Genomic DNA, 16,579 nt, shown 5'->3' with positions numbered 1-16,579 from the left:
TCATGGATACGGGCTCTCGATCGGAGGCACCTGATGAGTATGATCGACACCATGTCGGCCCAGCGTGCGGACCGGCGTTTTGTGCAGGGTGCCATGGCCGCCCCCATGCTGGATCGCGACCATGAGCTGCAACTGGCGCGTCGGTGGCGGGAAGACAATGACCAGGCCGCACTTCACGAACTTGTGACATCCTATCTCCGGCTGGTGGTCGCCACGGCAAGCCGGTACCGAAACTACGGCCTGCCCATGCCCGATCTGGTCCAGGAGGGGATGGTCGGCCTGATGCAGGCGGCGGCCCGGTTCGAGCCGGAGCGCGATGTCCGCTTCTCGACCTATGCCGCCTGGTGGATCCGCTCGGCCATGCAGGACTTCGTGCTGCGCAACTGGTCGATCGTCCGCACCGGCACCACGGCCGCGCAGAAATCGCTCTTCTTCAACCTGCGTCGGCTGCGGGCCCGGATCGAGGGCGGCCGCAAGCAGCAACTCGACGACGATGACCGCGTCAGCATCGCCCAGGAGCTGTCGGTGGGGCTGGCCGACGTTCTTTCGATGGAGCAGCGCCTGTCCGGCTCCGACCAGTCGCTCAATGCGCCGATCGGCTTCGAGGGCGAGAGCACCGGCCAGGACTTCATCGCCGACGAGCGGCCGACCCCGGAGGAGGCGTTGCAGGACGGCCATGACAGCCGCACCCGGACCAAGTGGATCGCCAGTTCGCTGGCGGAACTCTCCGAACGCGAGCAGATCATCATCCGCGAGCGGCGGCTTCGCGACGAAGGCTCGACGCTGGAAGAACTTGGCCGTCGCCTGGGCATCAGCAAGGAGCGCGTCCGCCAAATCGAGCACCGTGCTCTCCAGAAGCTGAAGAGCGCCCTGATGCGCCGGGTCAAGGACCCCGCCGACGAGGCGATCCTCGTGGGCGCCTTCGCCTGAACTCAGGCTCTCAGCCCGGCCATTCGAATTCACGGGCCGCCCGAACAAGGGCGGCCGTGGCGGGGCTGCAGGGTCGGCCCGGTACCGTGGCCAGCGCTATGGTCCGGATAATTTCGGGGTTGATCAGCGGGCGCTGCAACAGGCCCGGCAGGGTCACCGAGCATTCCGGCATGAAGGCAAAACCGATGCCGGCCATCACCATCGACTGGACCCAGTCTTCCCGCTCGGAGCGGAAGCGAGCGTACAGCGTCACGCTCTGGCTTTGGCAGACCGCGAGGACCATCTCGCGCATCTCGCAGCTCAGCCGGTCGACATAAGGCTCGTCGGCGAGGTCCACGAGGCTCACCGCGTTCAGTGCGGCCATGCGGTGGTCGGGCGGGAACACCACCACGTAGCGCTCCTGGTACAGGTCCTGGGCGTTGAAAGAGGCGTTCAGGCCGTTGCGGCGGTTCAGGATTGCCAAGTCCAGATCGGCCCTTTCCAGCCGCTCCTCCAGGTCACTCAAGGGCGCCTCGCTGACCGCTACCTCGACGCCCGGGTAGTGTCGCTGGAAAGTGGCCAGGAAGCGAGACAGCCGCACCGGCCCGATGGTGGACATGACACCCAGCCTTACCGGAACATGGTTCAGCAGCCGGAAATTGTCGGCCAGGGCGCGGGTGGCCTCTGCTTCCCTGGCGATTCCCTGCAGATGCGGCAGCAGCGTGCGGCCAAAATCACTGAGCAGGATCCGCTTGCCCTCGCGATGGAACAACTGCCCGCCGAGTTCCGCCTCGATCATCTTGATCGCCTTGGTCAGCGCCGGCTGGGAGACGTTGCAGGCCAGGGCCGCCTTGGTGAAGTTCAGCGTCTGCGCCGCCGCAAGCGCATAGCGGATCTGGTACATCTCCATGGCGTGCCCACTCCCAAGGCCTCGCCCGAGAGCCTAGCAGGTCCGTTGATAACCGTCGGCTATCGAACCATGCCCATCCGGTCGTTCTCCCAGGGCTTCATCCACGCTCTTATCGGACCATCAAGATCAACCAAGGGATCAGCGGGATGTCGGTCTTCATGGTGGAGCGCGATCTCCAGGGCATCGGGATGGACGCCCTCGGCAATGCCCAGAAGGCTGCGATCGGCAAGGCGCAGGAGATGTCGGCGGACGGCACCAAGATCCGCTACATCCGGTCGACCTTCGCGCCGGAGGACGGGCGCTGCATGTGCCTGTTCGAGGCCGAATCGGCCGCCGCCGTCCAGAAGCTCAACGACGAGGCCGGACTGCCTTACCAGCGGGTCGTTCCTGCCCTCGACCTGACGCCCTGATCGTCCTGTTTAGCCTGTCCGAGATCCTCCGGGGCGGCCTGCCCCGGAGGATCCGAGCGTTCGGGCGATGCCGCCGCCGGCTCAGGCGTAGCGGTAGGGCGGGCCGGCCTTTTCCATGACCGCGATATAGTCCTTGAGGATCTGCACCACCTTGGCGTTGCGGTCGCTGGTGGCGGCGATCTCGTCCCAGAACACCATTGCCTCGTCCTGGACCTGCTTCCATTCGCCTTCGGGAATGGTGGTCAGCTCCAGCTTACCCCCCGTCGCGCGGTAATGCGCCTCGCCCCACCAGTACCAGTGCTGGCGATAGTAGTTCGAGCTGTCCATGGAGAGCTGGAACAGGGTCTTGAGATGGTCGGGGACCTCGTTCCACCGCTCGGTGTTGGCGAAGTAGGAGCCGGCCCAGGCGCCCGAGATGTTGTTGGTGAGGTAGTACTTGGTCACGTCGGCCCAGCCGACTGTGTAGAGTTCGGTCATGCCGCACCAGGCGATGCCGTCCAGCTCGCCGGTCTGCATGGCGACCTCGATGTCCTCCCAAGGCAGGGTCACCGGCACCACGCCGAAGCGCTGCAGGAACCGGCCGCCGGTCGGGAAGGTGAACACGCGCAGGCCCTTGAGGTCGGCGACGCTGCGGATCGGCTTGGTGGTGGCGAAGTTGCAGGGATCCCAGGAGCCGGTCCCCAGCCAGGTGACGCCGTCGACCTCGCCATAGGCTTCTTCCCAGATCTCCTTCAGGCCATAGCCGTGCCAGAGTGCGGGAACGTCCAGGCTGTAGCGGGAGGCGAACGGGAAATAGGCGCCGAAGATCGCGACATCGACCGGGGACGCCATCGAGTCGTCGTCGCTCTGGCAGGCGTCGATGGTGCCGCGCTGCACCGCCCGGAACAGTTCGCCCTGCGGCACCAGCTGGTCGGAGAAGTAGAGCTCGATCTCCATCTCGCCGTTGGCAGCCTTGTTGAAGGCGTCGATCGACGGCTTGATCACGTGCTCGGCCAGCGCGGGGCCGGCATAGGTCTGCATCCGCCATTTGATCGGCGACTGCGCCTTCACATAAGGAGCTGCAATGGTCGAGGTGCCGACCGCGGCAACGGTCGCCAGTCCGGCCTTCGTGACGAAATCGCGTCTCTTCGCCATGTCGATCCCGCTTTTCAGGTTCATCGTGCCGTCGATCGAAGCACAACCGACGGCACAGGTCTTCCCCAATCCACATGGCAGCACCTGGATTGGGAGACGACGGTCATCCGCCGGAGTAAAGGCCAGGCAACCACAAGGCGATCTGTGGGAAGGCCATGATGATCCCCAAGGAAAGGACCATGATCATCACGAAGGGGACGATCGATCGGTAGATGTCGCCCAGCGTGATTTCGGGCGGCGCCATGGCGCGCATCAGGAACAGGTTATAGCCGAACGGCGGGGTGATGTAGGCGATCTGGCAGGTGATCGTGTAGAGGATGCCGAACCAGATCGCGTTGAAGCCGAGCTCGATCACGATCGGGATGTAGAGCGGCGCCACGATCACCAGCATCGCGGTGTCGTCCAGGAACATGCCGAGCACGATGAACGAGAGCAGCATCAGCGCCATGACCTGCCAGGGCTCCAGCGCCAGCCGGTCCAGGAACAGCGTCTCCAGGGCGCGCACGGCTCCCAAGCCGTCATAGACGGCGCCGAAGCACAAGGCGGCCAGGATGATCCACAGGAACATGCAGCTGATGCCGAGCGTCTGGCGGACGGTGCTCTCCATCACCGGCCAGGTCAGCCGCCGCTTGACGAGTGCTGCCACGGTGGCGGCGGCGGCGCCGACAGCGGCGCTCTCGACCAGGCTGGTCACGCCGGTCAGGAACAGGCCCATCATCGAGGCGAAGATCGCGAGCGGCAGAAAACCTGCCCGCAGGAGCTGCAGCTTTTCCGCCCGGCTGATCTCCCGGCGTTCCTCGGCCGGCAGCGCCGGGCCTAAATGGGGCTGCAGGCGGCAGCGGATATAGATGTAGATCGCGAAGAACGCCGCCATCAGCAGCCCCGGGAACACGCCGGCCAGCCAAAGCTGCAGGACCGGCTGGCGGGCGATCATCGCATAGAGCACCAGCACGACGCTGGGCGGCACCAGGATGCCCAGGGAGCTTCCGGCCTGGACGATGCCGGTGACCATCACCTTATCGTAGCCGCGGCGCAGGAGCTCCGGCAGGGCCACGCTGGCGCCGATCGCCATGCCGGCGACGCTCAGTCCGTTCATGGCCGAGATCACCACCATCAGGCCGATGGTGCCAAGTGCGAGCCCGCCACGCACCGGGCCCATCCAGACATGGAACATCCGGTACAGGTCGCTGGCGATTCCCGATTCCGACAGGACGTAGCCCATGTAAATGAACAGCGGCAGGGTGAGCAGCGGATACCAGTTCATCACCGTGATGGCGGAACTGAACGGCATTTCGGTGGCGCCGTCGCCCCACAGGAGCAGCGCGGCCGCGGCACCGACGAACCCGATCGCTCCGAACACGCGCTGCCCGGTGAGCAGCAGGAGCATCAGCGACGAGAACATCAGGAGGGAGATGTATTCCTGGCTCATGCCAAGGTCTCCCCGCGCATCCGCGCCCAGTCCTTGAAGAAGGTCGCGATAGCCTGGAGCAGCATGAGAAAGATGCCAATCGACATGATGATCTTGATCGGCGCCAGGGGTGGTGCCCAGGCAGTATAGTTCTTCTGGCCGTAGCTGATTGCGTACTCGGTACTGGAGATCGCCCCGACCAGCAGGAAGACCAGATAGAAGATCAAGAAGAAGATGGTGATGACGTCAGTGATGGCCTGCCGCTTGGGCGACCAGCGACCGTAGAGCAGATCCATGCGAACATGGGAGTCCGTCTGCATGGAATAGGCCCCACCAAGAAGATAGTAGCCCGTCATGATGAACTGGGCCATTTCCATGACCCAGCTGATCGGCTCATTGAAGAACGTGCGAGAAATGGAAGAGTATAAGAGAATCCCCATCATCACGAAAATCAGATACATGACGAGCCGACCTACGGTGCGGTTGAAGGCGTCTACCCACCGCACATAGGTCCTGATCGCGTTCGGCAATGTCCGCTCCCACCCTGGTCCGTCACCTGCCTGGATCCTCGCTGGAATGTCGCGCACGTGCGGTGACGGACGAGCGGCTCCCCCGAGGCCAGGGCATCTTTTCGGAAATGGCGGGAGCGTCAAGCCGGATGACCGGGGCCAATTATTCCGCCCCTGGCGCGCATGCCGGACCAAGTCCGTGACGTGGTGCGGCTGTCCGACCAGGACGCCGCAGGCGGGCGCTGCCCTGCCGGCGAACAATTGGTCAGTCCTGCGCCAGCAGCGGCACGCCCCGCTCGAAGGCATAGGCCAGCCCGTTCAGCTCCCCCTCGGCGAAGAGCCGCCCCAGCAATTCCATGCCGATCGGCGCCGTGTCGGTGGCTTCCGCGAAGCCGCCCGGGAAGGTGATCGCCGGGAAGCCGGTCGCGTTCGACGGAGCGCCGTTGCGCTCCAGTTGCGACTCACCTGCCGGGGCGACCAGGCGCCGCTGGTGCGGGTAGAGGATGGCATCCAGGTCGTTCTCCGCCATCGCCGCCAGGACCGCCTTCTGCAACTCGTCACGCTTGCGGAAGATCGCCTGGTAGGCCGGATCCTCCATGCCTCCCTCGTTGCCGACGGCGGAACGCAGGCTCTTCTCGATGACGGGGTCGACCTTGCCGCTGTCCAGGGTCGTGAAGGGCGCGCCGTCGCCGCTCCTGGCCAGATAGGCATTCATGGCGATCCGGGTCTCGTAGTCGCTGGTGCCCATACCGGCGGTCAGATCGGCAAGGTCCGGGATCGAGAAGTCGACCACCTCGGCGCCCAGCGAACGCATGAGGTCGGCAGCCTCCCTGGCCGCGGCGTTGATCAGCTGGTGAATGTCCTCGGAGCCAAGGAAGTCCTGCAGGACGCCGATCCGGGCCCCCGCGCAGTGCATCGGCATCCAGATACCCGACATAGCTCTCCGGATGGCGTCCCACACCCGCCGCGGTGATCGGATCGGCCGGGTCGTAGCCGGCCATCACGCCGAGCATCCGGGCAGCATCCTCAACCGTGCGGGTGATCGGGCCACGGGACGTTCGGATGCCCACCAAGCTCTGGGCTGAAGCCGGCGAACGAATCGAGTGCCCGGTATCGCTGCCGGTGCCGACCATGCCGAAATTGGCGGCGATCGATGCACCGGTCCCGCCGCTGAAGCCGCCCGGGGTGCCGGTCAGGTCGTAGGGATGAGGGTCTGCCCACCAAGCGAACTGGTGGTGTTTCCCCCTCGCGAATTCCTGAAGGTTCGACCTCCTCGGGATCAGGGCACCGGCCGCAGATACGCCTGGGCCAGCGCATGGCAGGCGAGGTCGCCTCCTCCAGGACGAACTCGGCAGCCATCGCGGGCGGGGTGACGTTGCTGACGAGCACGCCGATCGAAAGGCTCAGGGCGCTGCGGCCAAGCAAACGGGAAATCATCAAGTCGGCCTCTGTCTGTCCGAACGGGCCGCAGACAGCAAGCGCTATGCCATTGTCTGGAAACGAGGCTCCCCATCCTGTGAGAGCAGGCGATCGCCAGAAGATGCCGTTCTAGAATGGCGCTGTTCCATAGGCTCGGGTGCAGGAAAGTCAGCGGCATGTCGGATGGACTAGTCTAGGGACCCTGCGCTCAGCAGCCGAACTGGCGATCCGCTGCCACACTCAAAGGTCGACGACGACCTGTTGGAGCCATGTTAGACGTATGCGGAACCGTCCGAGCATTTTCCCTCTGACCTGCCTGCCGACGGCGTGGCGGCGATGGATGTCGTCGAAGCGCTCGTGCGCCACGCGGAGCCCGGCCTGCGTCCGATCACGGGCCGACACTTCTTCGGCTGGGTGCTGCGTGGCTTCGATCCGGTGGGAGTAGCCGCCGTCTGACCGCCGCCACGATTGCCCGGATCCAGGCGGAGGGGATCTGCTTTGCCGGTGGCTCCCAGTGGTGCGGCCAGCACATCGTGCGCATCTCGGTGACCTCGAGAGCCACCACCATGCAGGACAGAATCTGCGCGGCCGACGCGATGCTGGCGACCTGGCGCGCCACGCAGCCCGGCTGACCGAGAAACCCGCCCGCGCCGCTTCCAGACCGACGCGGGCGGTGCAGGTCAGTCCGCCAGCAGTTCCCTCAGGGGAGCATCGATCTGGCCTGAATCGCCTGGGTTCATCGCAGCCATGTGCCCCCATGGCGACGCCACCACCGCCACCTTGGCCTGCGCGATCTGGCGAGCCTCATTGTGACTGTCCACCGGCGGGAAGTATCGGTCGTTGTCGATCGGCACGATGATCGTGCGGGACTTGATGGCCCCCAGGGCCGCACCGAGGTCGCCGCCGAAGGTGGAGTTCGCGCTGATGTCGCCGTTCTCCCAGGTCCAGAGCTGCGAGAGCAGGTTGTTGGCATCGCAGCGCATGAAGAAGGGCTCCCAGAAATCGGCGACATGCTCCACCGTGTTGCGCGAGCCCAGGGCGCCGAACACGCTCTCCCGGTAGAACGGCTCGGACGTGCCCCAGCCGGCATAGATCGCCGCGAAGGCGCGCAGGCCGTTGACCGGCGGGCGGTCGTAGAAGCCTTCGGCGAAGGCGGGGTCGAGCTGCAGGGCGCGACGCAGGGCCAGCAGGAACACCTTGTTGTAGTTGCCGGTCCTGGCCGAGCCGGCGATCGGGCAGGCGTTCTGCACCATGTCCGGGTATTGCGATGCCCACTGGAAGGTCTGGCAGGCGCCCATCGAGAAGCCGGTGACCAGCCGCAGCCGCTCGATGCCGAGTTGCTCGGTGATCATCCGGTGCTGCAGGCGGACATTGTCCTGGATAGTGACCTTGGGAAAGCGGCCGCGCTCCACCGGAGCCTCACTGTTGCTGGGCGACGAGGAAAGACCATTCCCGAGAAGGTTCGTCAGGATGATGAAATACTTGCCGGGGTCGAGCGCCCGCCCCTCGCCGAGCAGATAGGTCTCGCAGTCGTCATGGGTGCCGGTGTACCAGCTCGGCACCAGGATGGCGTTGTCGCGGGCGGCGTTGAGCTTGCCGCGGGTAGCGTAGGCGAGCCGCGCCGTCGGCAGCACGCCGCCCTTCTCAAGCTGGAAGTTCGCCACTTCAAAGGACGTGTAGTCGCTCATGTGCCCTGTTCCTCCCCCGGGTCATGCATCCGGCTGAAAGGAGAAGCTGCCGCAACCGGCGGCGCAGGACCACACCCAAATCCCCGGCGAGGTGCGGGAGCCATCCCTCGCGGTTCGCGAGCCGGCACCGATGGACGGGACCGCCCTTGGCACATGGCTGAGCCGCGAATGGCGGTGTCCGGGCGACTGATATCCCGCCCCAGGCAGGCAACCAAGAAAGGAGCTAGATCTGGAGGAGCTGGCGCGCCCGGCAGGAATCGAACCTGCGACCTCTTGCTCCGGAGGCAAGCGCTCTATCCGCTGAGCTACGGGCGCGTCGGCCGCGTTGTTAGCGCCACCCGGGGAGGAGAGCAAGCCTGCTGCTGGGCACGGCAGAGGGGATGCGCGCGAGGGAGCGGGGAGCTAGAGTTTGTCTGCCTAACGCATCCCAGGAAAAACGGGCCGTCATGACCGTCCAGCGCACCATCTCCCCCGTCGACCAGTCCGTCTATGTCGAGCGCGAACTCGCCGAAGGTGCGGCGATCCAGCGCGCGCTGGATGCGGCGCGGACAGCCCAGGCCAAATGGCGGCAGGTGCCGCTCGCCGAGCGGATCGCGATCGCCGGCCGGTTTGTGGAGGCGATGCAGGCGCACAAGGACGCGATCGGCGAGGAAATCACCTGGCAGATGGGGCGGCCCATCACCCAGACGGGTGGGGAACTGGGCGGGTTCGCCGAACGTGCCCGCTACATGATGGAGGTGGCGCCCGAGGGCCTGGCCGATACCGGCTTCACCGACAAGCCGGGCTTCACCCGCTTCATCCGCAAGGTGCCGGTGGGCGTGGTGTTCGTGATCGCCCCCTGGAACTATCCGTACCTGACGGCGGTCAACGCGGTGGTGCCGTCCATCCTCGCCGGCAACGCCGTGATCCTGAAGCACAGCGCCCAGACGCCATTGACGGCGGAGCGGTTCGCCCAGGCGTTCAAGGAAGCCGGCCTACCCGAGGGCGTGTTCCAGTTCCTCCATGTCGGTCACGCCGACGCGCTCCAGATCATCCGGTCCGGGGCGGTCAACCATGTCAGCTTTACCGGCTCGGTGGGCGGCGGCCACGAGGTGGCGCGGGCGGCAGGCGAGACGTTCATCTCGACCACGCTGGAACTCGGCGGCAAGGATCCCGGCTATGTCCGGCCCGATGCCAACCTGCAGCATGCCATCGAGACGCTCGGCGACGGGGCGTTCTTCAATTCCGGCCAGTGCTGCTGCGGGATCGAACGGCTCTATGTCCACGCCCAGGTCTACGACGCCTTCATCGACGGCCTGGCGAGCTTCGCGGCCGGCTATCGCCTGGGCGATCCCACCAATCCCGAAACCAATATCGGCCCGATGGCGAAGACACGCGCCGCGGATTTCGTGCGCAGCCAGATTGCAGACGCGGTCGGGAAGGGGGCCAGGTCCCTCGTGGACAGCCGGGCGTTCCCCATGGACGAGCCTGGCTCGCCCTACCTTGCGCCGCAGGTGCTGGTCGGGGTCGACCATCAGATGGCGGTGATGCGCGACGAGAGCTTTGGCCCGGTCGTCGGGGTGATGAAGGTGGAGAGCGACGAAGAGGCGGTGGCGCTGATGAACGACAGCCCCTACGGGCTGACGGCGGCGGTTTGGACCTCGGACACCGAGGCAGCCGAACAAATTGGCGACCGGCTGGAGACGGGCACCGTGTTCATGAACCGGTGCGACTATCTTGATCCCGCCCTGGCATGGACGGGCGTGAAGGACACAGGCCGGGGCGTGTCGTTGTCGAAGTTCGCCTACGACCATCTGACCCGGCCGAAATCCTTCCATCTGCGCGAAAAGCTCTGACCAGGATCAGGGGCCGGCACGCTGGATCTCGTCCAGCCTCAGGACGAGATCGGCGCCGGTGATCGGCTTGATGATCCAGCCGAGCGGGCGTGCGGCCTGGCCGCGCGCCCGGGTTTCGGGCTCGCCATGCGCCGTGGTGAAAACCGAGGGGACGTCGTAGCGGTCGCGCAGTTCGGTCGCCGCATCGATGCCGTCGCGATCGCCGCGGAGCCGGATATCCATCAGAACGAGGTCCGGCCGTTGGGCAGCCCCCATCTCGACCGCCTCGTCGGCACTCATCGCCAAGCCCACAACCGCGTAGCCGGCTTCTTCCAGAACCGACTCCAGTTCAACCGCAATCAGCCAGTTGTCCTCCACGATCAGGACGCGCCCTCGCCTCTCCTTCTCAGGGCTGAGCTCCACTGCACCGTCCGGCGCTGCCGGCGGCTTCTCCCCGCCTTGATCCACTCCCGTCATTCGGCCTGCCAGACGCGTTACGCGGAGATCGGTATCATGCCGGCAGGGCTATTCGCACTAGCACGCTCGCACCAGCCCCTGAAGAAATGATCAGCTGCGCCCCAATCTGGCGGCACAGGCCACGAACAAGGCCGAGCCCGGAGGAACGCCTGCCAGGCGGCGGAGGCACGAACCCGGTGCCACTGTCCTGCACTTCAAGCTCCAGGTCGGGTCCGATCTGACGGAGGACGACCTCGATTCTGCCACGACCATCCGTCAGGCCATATTTCACGGCGTTCGACAGGAGTTCATTGACGATCAGCGCCAGCGGAAACGCCATGTCGTTCGGGATCTGGATGGGCTGAGCGGCTACGGTGACCTGGGCCTCCTCTCCGGCCAGGGCCTGGAAGAATTCTCCCAGGGCCTTGAGCAACGCATCCGCCGCGACGCTGGTGGAACTGTCGGACAGATACATCAGGTGCTGAGCTTCGCCGATCGCCCGCATCTTCAGCTCGAGGTTGCGGATCACCGCCCGTTGGCCCGGATCCTCGGCTTCACGCCGTGCAACCGAGAACATCCCCAGCATCATCTGCAGGTGGTTCTTCACCCGATGCTGCAGCTCGCGGTAGAGGACCTGGTTGTGCGCCAGCGTATCCTCCAGGCGCGCCTGGGTGCCTCGACGGGCCACGATCTCGCGATTGAGATCCACCACGCGCTGAGAGAGGATCGAAAACTCGTCCTTAGCCTTGTTCAGGAGCTGGACGGCGAACTCGCGCCTCTCGCCGGAGCGGAGCGTCACGACGGCCCGTGCCCGAACCCGCAAATCCTCCCCGGAGGCAGTCTGCAGCCGGAGCCCGCCCACGACGGGCTCACCAGCACCTGAGGCCAGCGTCAGCAGGGCTCGCAGGCCCTCGATCTGGTCAAACCGGCTCTCATTTCCCGGAGCCAGAACAATCCCCAGCAGGGTCCGCGCCGGCCGGTTCATCTCCAGCAGAGCACCGTGGCGGTCGAACAGCAGGATGGGATCCTGAAACAGGCGCGCGATCGGATCCACTATAACTCATCACGCCGGAAATATTCTCGCGCCTCGTCATTCTGTTCTGAAGGACGCAGGAAGACCGTGACCAGGCAACCATCGTCGCCGCGCGCGATCGCCTTGTCGATCTGAACGCGCGCATAGCCCAGATTTTCCGCCGCCATGTAGCCGAAGACGTTGGACGTCATCATGCACAAGGATGGCCGGCCCTCGACGAAGGCCCCGAATGGGCAGGACCGGCTGGCAAAGACGATCCGGTCCTCGCGTTCCTCGGCGATGTAGAAGTCGCCGTTGATGCGCTGCTTGAGATCGACCAGGACCTGGCCGACCTGCTCGCGGGAGAGGTGGTCCACCTGCAGCGCCTTGCGATACACTCCATCGAGATGTGCACCGACAGCGGCGCCGACGACGCTGATATAGCCGGAGGCCTCCTCCAGGCCGACCACATCCTGAAGCGTGCCGGACAGTTCCCTCAGCAGCATGCGCAGGAAGACGTCCCGCTCCAGATCGATGGGAGCATCGGCAGGGCTGGCGGGTCGCGGGCTCATGCTGGGTTCCCTTGGAGGGTCATTCCGATAGCGGCCTCATCCATATCATTATGCACTGAGTGCCGGCGAAGCCAGCCCTGACAACGCAGCGGAACGCCGGTTTGGGACTTGCCCGGCCCCGGGTCAGGCCGGCGTCCCCTACCGGGGCATGAACTCTCCCAGCGACGGCCCCTCCGCCCGATCAATCACGAACATCAGTTGGTAGCCCGAGACCGCAGGTGGGTTGCTCCTCGGTGCCGTGACCGCAAAGGAACCATAGGAGCGGGTAAACCGGCAGGCGAGGAAGCGGTGCTTCCTGTTGGGGGTGGCTGGTCGACTTCTTGGCGTCAGGAGTACGCTGCGGGACAGGCGAGCCGCGTCGCGCGGGTAGAATCAGGATCAGCCACGAGAGCCTGAGGTTCATTGTTTGAACGAGCTGCAGCGACAGGCTGCAGCTCGCGTCGCGAAGTTGGGTCCATATCTGCTGGTCTGGGGGTGGCCGGCCATCAGGCTCGAAGAAGCTTCAGACGCCCACCTCGATCGCGGCGACCACCATGCAGATGTGGCCATGTTCCGGTGTTCCGGACGGGGTGAGCATGCCGCCCTCCACCACTTCCAGCGTCACCTCGCCATGGGGCAAGGCGGCCTTCACGGTCTCCATGTCAACCTGCCCGGCGGCAGCCGGCACACCCAGGCGAACATGAACCTTCATGGTATGGCCCTCATCGACCAGAGCACGCATCGCCGGAAGATAGTTGTGGCCGATCGCGTCCTTGACCGCCTTGACCGAAGCCCGGGTCGGGTCCTGCCCCTGGAGATCCGCACCCATCCCGAGCTCGACGAACATCAACCGATTCATGTCATTTCTCCCTGGTGTCGCCCGGAGCTTGACACGATCTGTCGGGATCGACCACCGGGAACCATGGACTGCGCCGCCACTTATTAGGGCATGCACCAAGCAGGGTCCTGAACTCTTCTTGGTAGAGAAAACAAAATCCGAGGTGCGGACCATGCTCTACTGGGCGCTCATCTTCCTTGTCATAGCGCTGGTCGCTGGGCTGTTTGGTTTCGGCGGCATCGCATCGGCTTCTGCGGGCATCGCGCAGATACTGTTCTTCATTTTCCTCGTGCTGCTCGTGGTCAGCCTGCTGATGTACTTCTTCCGCGGCCGGGGCACGCGGGTTTAAGCTCGCGACGGCTCATGAAGCGATGCCGGGTCCGCCACAAGTGTGGCGGACCCGTTCGCATGATCACCGATCGAGAAGACGCCGATGGATTTCTGCGGCTCCTGCGCCGAGAGCCAGGAGGGAGCCGCCCAGCAGGAACAGCAGCGCCATCTGGTGGGTGGCTGCGGCGAGTTCCGCCATGACCACAGCACCCAGCGCCTGGACGAGGGCGAACAGCATGGTCATCTGCGCCCAGGCCTGCTGGCGCCGGTCCGTCTGCAGCAGTTCGGTGATGCGACCGGCGGCCAGGGAGGCAGACGCCGGCGTGAGGGCGCCGACCAGGATCGAGGATACCACCAGCGCCGGAACCGATGGCGAGAGCACCGGCAGGATCACCGCCGCAGCCTTGATGCCGAGCGCCAGGACGAACGCCCGCCCAAAGCCTATCCGCTGCGCGACCATGCCCATCACGGCCGGGCCGGCGGCCGCGCCCAGGCCGAACAGGCTCCATTGGATCCCGCCCATGCCGATCCCGTAGCCGAGATCGCGCGCCACAAAGTCCACCCAGTAGACCGTGTGGGGGACGAAGCCGATGGCATCGCTGGCATAGGCCACGCCCAGCAGCATCAGGCGCGGTCGCGCCTGCGGTGCCGCTGCGGGCGCGCCGGAAGCCGCGGCCTCCACCGGCTGGCCGGGCCATGCGTTCCAGGTCAGGACGGTGAGCCCGGCTCCCAGGAGCGCCAGCACTGCCCAGGCGGGACCAGTCCCCAGGTCGGCCAGCAGCGGCACCACCACCCCCGAGAACGTGATGCCCAGGCCGATGCCGGTGAACAGGATGCCGCCAGCGCTTCCCCGCCGCTCCGCTGGTATCCGCGCCAGCACCGCCGGTGCCGCCAGCACCATCAGGAAGCCGCCGGTAATGCCGGCTACCAGGCGCGCCACAATCAGCCATGCCAAAGAAAATGGAACGGCACAGGCCAGCAGCGCCAGCACCGTCCCGATCATCGAGCCGCGCAGGGCATGGACGGTTCCGAACCGCCTGCCGATCCGCCCTCCCCCGGCCGCGCCGATCAGGTAGCCCCCGACATTGGCAGCGGCGAGATAGCCGGCACCGGCAACATCCACGTGGCCCTCGCCGATCATCCCGGGCACCAGGGCGGCATAGGCGAAGCGGCCGAGGCCGATGCCGGTCAGAAGGGCGGCGAGCCCCGCGAGGACCAGGGGGCCCAGGGCCGGACCTGCACTGCGTTGGAGGGAGAAGGACATCGTGAAGCCGATCCGGCACTGCTTCCCAGGGGCCGGCACCTTGCCGCCGCACGCCGGGCGTACCACGATCCCGACCGCCGCGCCGCCTCCAGGAGACTTCCTTGTCCCGCGACCTCCAGGCGCTCGTTCAGGAGGGCGCCGCCTCCCAGCGACAGATCCCCTCCGTCTACCAGCTCCTCAAGGTCTTCTGGCCACGCGATCTTCCTGGATATCGCCTGCGCTTCGCCGGCACGATCGGCCTGCTGGCCAGCGCCGCAGGCATCAACGCGCTGGTGCCGCTGCTCTTTGCCGCACTCGTCGACCAATTGGCCGGAGCGCATGCGGACATCGCAGCACCTGCCGCGATCCTCGCCGGCTACGTGCTGCTGCAATGGTTCTCTCGCCTGGGCAACGAGCTCCGCTGGATGTTCTATGGCCCCCTCGAGCAACGACTACGGCGCCGCTTCGGCCTGAAGGCGCTGGAGCACCTGCATGGCCTGTCGCTGCGCTTCCATCTGGACCGTCGCACCGGGCAGATCGGCAGCGTGCTCGCGAACGGCCTGACCGGCCTGCGCGAGGTCCTGTTCAACGTCGTGTTCCTGATCCTTCCCCTCCTGATCGAGATCCTGTTCGTTGCGGCGGTGATGCTGGTGCGGGTCGAGCCGTTCTTCGCCCTGGTGCTGTTCGCGACCCTGGCGGTGTACCTGGTCGTGCTCGTGGTGGGCTCGGAATGGCTGCGCAGCCACCAGAAGCTGGCGGCGGGCCGCAGTGCGGCCGCCCACGGGGAAGCCATCGACAGCCTGCTCAACTACGAGACGGTCAAGTATTTCGGCAACGAGGACCATGTCGCCGCGCGCTACGATGCAAGCCTGGCCGAGGTCGAGCGCCTGACCGTGCGGGCGCTGACCTTCCGCAGCATTACCGGAATCGTCCTGGTGACGATCCTTGGCATCGGCATGGCGGTGATCCTGTTCTCGGCGGCGGGACGCGTGCAGAACGGCAGCATGACGATCGGCAGCCTCGTCCTGGTGAATACCTATCTGCTCCAGCTGATCCGGCCCATGGAGCGGCTGGGACAGCTCTACCGGTCGATCAAGCAGGCGCTGGTCGACCTGGAACTGCTGATCGATCTGCTGGGCGAGACTCCGGAGATCTCCGATCGTCCGGGCGCCAGGCCGCTGCAAGCTGGAGCAGGCGAGGTCCGCTTCGAGAACGTCGGCTTTGCCTACAACGACCAGCGGGCAATTCTGCACGATGTCAGTTTCACCGTCCTGCCCGGGCAGAAGGTTGCGCTGGTGGGCCCTACCGGATCCGGCAAATCGACGATCACCCGCCTCCTGTTCCGCTTCTATGACCCGACCAGCGGGCGGGTGCTGGTGGATAGCCAGGACATCCGCGAGGCCACCCAGGACAGCCTGCGCGCCGCGATTGCGGTGGTCCCGCAGGACACGGTGCTGTTCAACGAGAGCATCGGCTACAATATTGGTTTCGGCCGTCCCGAGGCATCCAAGAGGGAGATCCAGGAAGCCGCGCGCGCCGCGGAACTGGACCAGTTCATCCACACGCTTCCGGACGGATATGCCACGCTGGTGGGGGAGCGCGGACTGAAGCTTTCGGGTGGGGAAAAGCAGCGGGTGGCGATAGCGCGGGCGATCCTCAAGCGGCCGCGGATCGTGATCCTGGACGAGGCGACGTCCGCCCTGGATGCAGCGACCGAGGAAGCCGTGCAGGCCAATCTCGCCCGACTGGTGGCAGGGGTGAGTTCGCTGGTGGTGGCGCATCGCCTGTCGACGATCGTGGACGCCGATCTGATCCTGGTGCTCGACGAGGGCAGGATCGTCGAACGCGGCACCCATGCCGACCTGCTGGCGCGTGGCGGCCTGTACGCCGACCTCTGGGCTCGCCAATCCACGGCGGCTGCGGTCGCCTCGTCCTGAAGCGGCAGGAG

16 protein-coding genes, 1 tRNA gene and 1 pseudogene are annotated in these 16,579 nt (G+C 65.8%); 5 read left to right on the top strand and 13 right to left on the bottom strand.

Going from position 1 to position 16,579, the window contains the following annotated elements:
* Window positions 1–33 precede the first annotated feature (33 nt).
* Window positions 34–930, top strand: coding sequence for an RNA polymerase factor sigma-32 (locus GEMRO_RS0111975; protein WP_027134175.1), 897 nt, complete (start codon window positions 34–36; stop codon window positions 928–930).
* Between the two features lie 10 nt (window positions 931–940).
* On the opposite strand, the gene GEMRO_RS29240 is transcribed toward GEMRO_RS0111975, so the two are convergent.
* Window positions 941–1,819: a LysR family transcriptional regulator gene (locus GEMRO_RS29240; RefSeq protein ID WP_035485205.1), complete on the bottom strand. Its 879-nt coding sequence runs from the start codon at window positions 1,817–1,819 to the stop codon at window positions 941–943.
* A gap of 146 nt (window positions 1,820–1,965) precedes the next feature.
* On the opposite strand from GEMRO_RS29240, the gene GEMRO_RS0111965 reads away from it, so the two are divergent.
* A complete protein-coding gene (locus GEMRO_RS0111965) occupies window positions 1,966–2,229 on the top strand; it encodes a DUF4242 domain-containing protein (RefSeq protein WP_027134174.1) in 264 nt (87 codons plus the stop codon).
* 81 nt (window positions 2,230–2,310) lie between these two features.
* Here GEMRO_RS0111965 and GEMRO_RS0111960 read toward each other — a convergent pair whose 3' ends face one another.
* From GEMRO_RS0111960 to GEMRO_RS0111930, 7 genes and pseudogenes are all read right to left on the bottom strand, one after another.
* Window positions 2,311–3,363, bottom strand: a complete 1,053-nt coding sequence (locus tag GEMRO_RS0111960; protein ID WP_027134173.1) for a TRAP transporter substrate-binding protein — start codon at window positions 3,361–3,363, stop codon at window positions 2,311–2,313.
* Window positions 3,364–3,466: 103 nt separating this feature from the next.
* Window positions 3,467–4,792 (bottom strand): TRAP transporter large permease, encoded by a 1,326-nt coding sequence (locus tag GEMRO_RS0111955; RefSeq protein ID WP_027134172.1) that lies wholly within the window; start codon window positions 4,790–4,792, stop codon window positions 3,467–3,469.
* The gene (locus GEMRO_RS0111950; protein ID WP_027134171.1) at window positions 4,789–5,301 is read right to left on the bottom strand and encodes a TRAP transporter small permease subunit; all 513 of its coding nucleotides are present in this window, start codon (window positions 5,299–5,301) and stop codon (window positions 4,789–4,791) included. Before GEMRO_RS0111950 ends, GEMRO_RS0111955 begins: the two co-directional genes overlap by 4 nt.
* A gap of 244 nt (window positions 5,302–5,545) precedes the next feature.
* A complete protein-coding gene (locus GEMRO_RS34205) occupies window positions 5,546–6,217 on the bottom strand; it encodes an amidase family protein (protein WP_051328984.1) in 672 nt (223 codons plus the stop codon).
* An 88-nt stretch (window positions 6,218–6,305) separates the two neighbouring features.
* Window positions 6,306–6,560: pseudogene (locus GEMRO_RS35940) on the bottom strand (amidase family protein); the annotation flags it as partial.
* 819 nt (window positions 6,561–7,379) lie between these two features.
* Complete coding sequence (locus tag GEMRO_RS0111935; RefSeq protein WP_027134170.1) at window positions 7,380–8,387, bottom strand: alpha/beta fold hydrolase; 1,008 nt, start codon at window positions 8,385–8,387, stop codon at window positions 7,380–7,382.
* 239 nt (window positions 8,388–8,626) lie between these two features.
* Window positions 8,627–8,702, bottom strand: a tRNA-Arg gene (locus GEMRO_RS0111930).
* Between the two features lie 131 nt (window positions 8,703–8,833).
* Here GEMRO_RS0111930 and GEMRO_RS0111925 point away from each other — a divergent pair.
* Window positions 8,834–10,222: an aldehyde dehydrogenase family protein gene (locus tag GEMRO_RS0111925; RefSeq protein ID WP_027134169.1), complete on the top strand. Its 1,389-nt coding sequence runs from the start codon at window positions 8,834–8,836 to the stop codon at window positions 10,220–10,222.
* A 6-nt stretch (window positions 10,223–10,228) separates the two neighbouring features.
* Here the strand turns inward: GEMRO_RS0111925 and GEMRO_RS0111920 are convergent, their stop codons facing one another.
* The 4 genes from GEMRO_RS0111920 to GEMRO_RS0111905 form a co-directional block, all read right to left on the bottom strand.
* Window positions 10,229–10,678 (bottom strand): response regulator, encoded by a 450-nt coding sequence (locus GEMRO_RS0111920; RefSeq protein WP_027134168.1) that lies wholly within the window; start codon window positions 10,676–10,678, stop codon window positions 10,229–10,231.
* Window positions 10,679–10,712: 34 nt separating this feature from the next.
* Window positions 10,713–11,711 (bottom strand): sensor histidine kinase, encoded by a 999-nt coding sequence (locus GEMRO_RS29230; RefSeq protein ID WP_051328983.1) that lies wholly within the window; start codon window positions 11,709–11,711, stop codon window positions 10,713–10,715.
* A complete protein-coding gene (locus GEMRO_RS0111910; RefSeq protein WP_027134167.1) occupies window positions 11,711–12,241 on the bottom strand; it encodes a methanogen output domain 1-containing protein in 531 nt (176 codons plus the stop codon). The genes GEMRO_RS29230 and GEMRO_RS0111910 overlap by 1 nt, the downstream gene beginning before the upstream one ends.
* 502 nt (window positions 12,242–12,743) lie before the next feature.
* On the bottom strand, window positions 12,744–13,079 hold the full coding sequence (locus GEMRO_RS0111905) for a Lin0512 family protein (protein ID WP_027134166.1): 336 nt from the start codon (window positions 13,077–13,079) through the stop codon (window positions 12,744–12,746).
* Window positions 13,080–13,230: 151 nt separating this feature from the next.
* On the opposite strand from GEMRO_RS0111905, the gene GEMRO_RS0111900 reads away from it, so the two are divergent.
* Window positions 13,231–13,407 carry a DUF1328 domain-containing protein gene (locus GEMRO_RS0111900; RefSeq protein WP_027134165.1) on the top strand — a complete coding sequence of 59 codons (177 nt, stop codon included), beginning with the start codon at window positions 13,231–13,233 and terminating at the stop codon, window positions 13,405–13,407.
* Window positions 13,408–13,470: 63 nt separating this feature from the next.
* On the opposite strand, the gene GEMRO_RS0111895 is transcribed toward GEMRO_RS0111900, so the two are convergent.
* Window positions 13,471–14,652, bottom strand: a complete 1,182-nt coding sequence (locus GEMRO_RS0111895; RefSeq protein ID WP_027134164.1) for a YbfB/YjiJ family MFS transporter — start codon at window positions 14,650–14,652, stop codon at window positions 13,471–13,473.
* A 101-nt stretch (window positions 14,653–14,753) separates the two neighbouring features.
* Between GEMRO_RS0111895 and GEMRO_RS29225 the strand changes: the two genes are divergently transcribed.
* Window positions 14,754–16,568, top strand: coding sequence for an ABCB family ABC transporter ATP-binding protein/permease (locus GEMRO_RS29225; RefSeq protein WP_035485204.1), 1,815 nt, complete (start codon window positions 14,754–14,756; stop codon window positions 16,566–16,568).
* The last annotated feature ends 11 nt before the right edge of the window (window positions 16,569–16,579 follow it).

The organism is Geminicoccus roseus DSM 18922 (assembly GCF_000427665.1).
Taxonomy (GTDB): domain Bacteria; phylum Pseudomonadota; class Alphaproteobacteria; order Geminicoccales; family Geminicoccaceae; genus Geminicoccus; species Geminicoccus roseus.
Note: the sequence above shows the minus strand (reverse complement) of the source record. Positions and strands in the feature narration are given on the sequence as shown.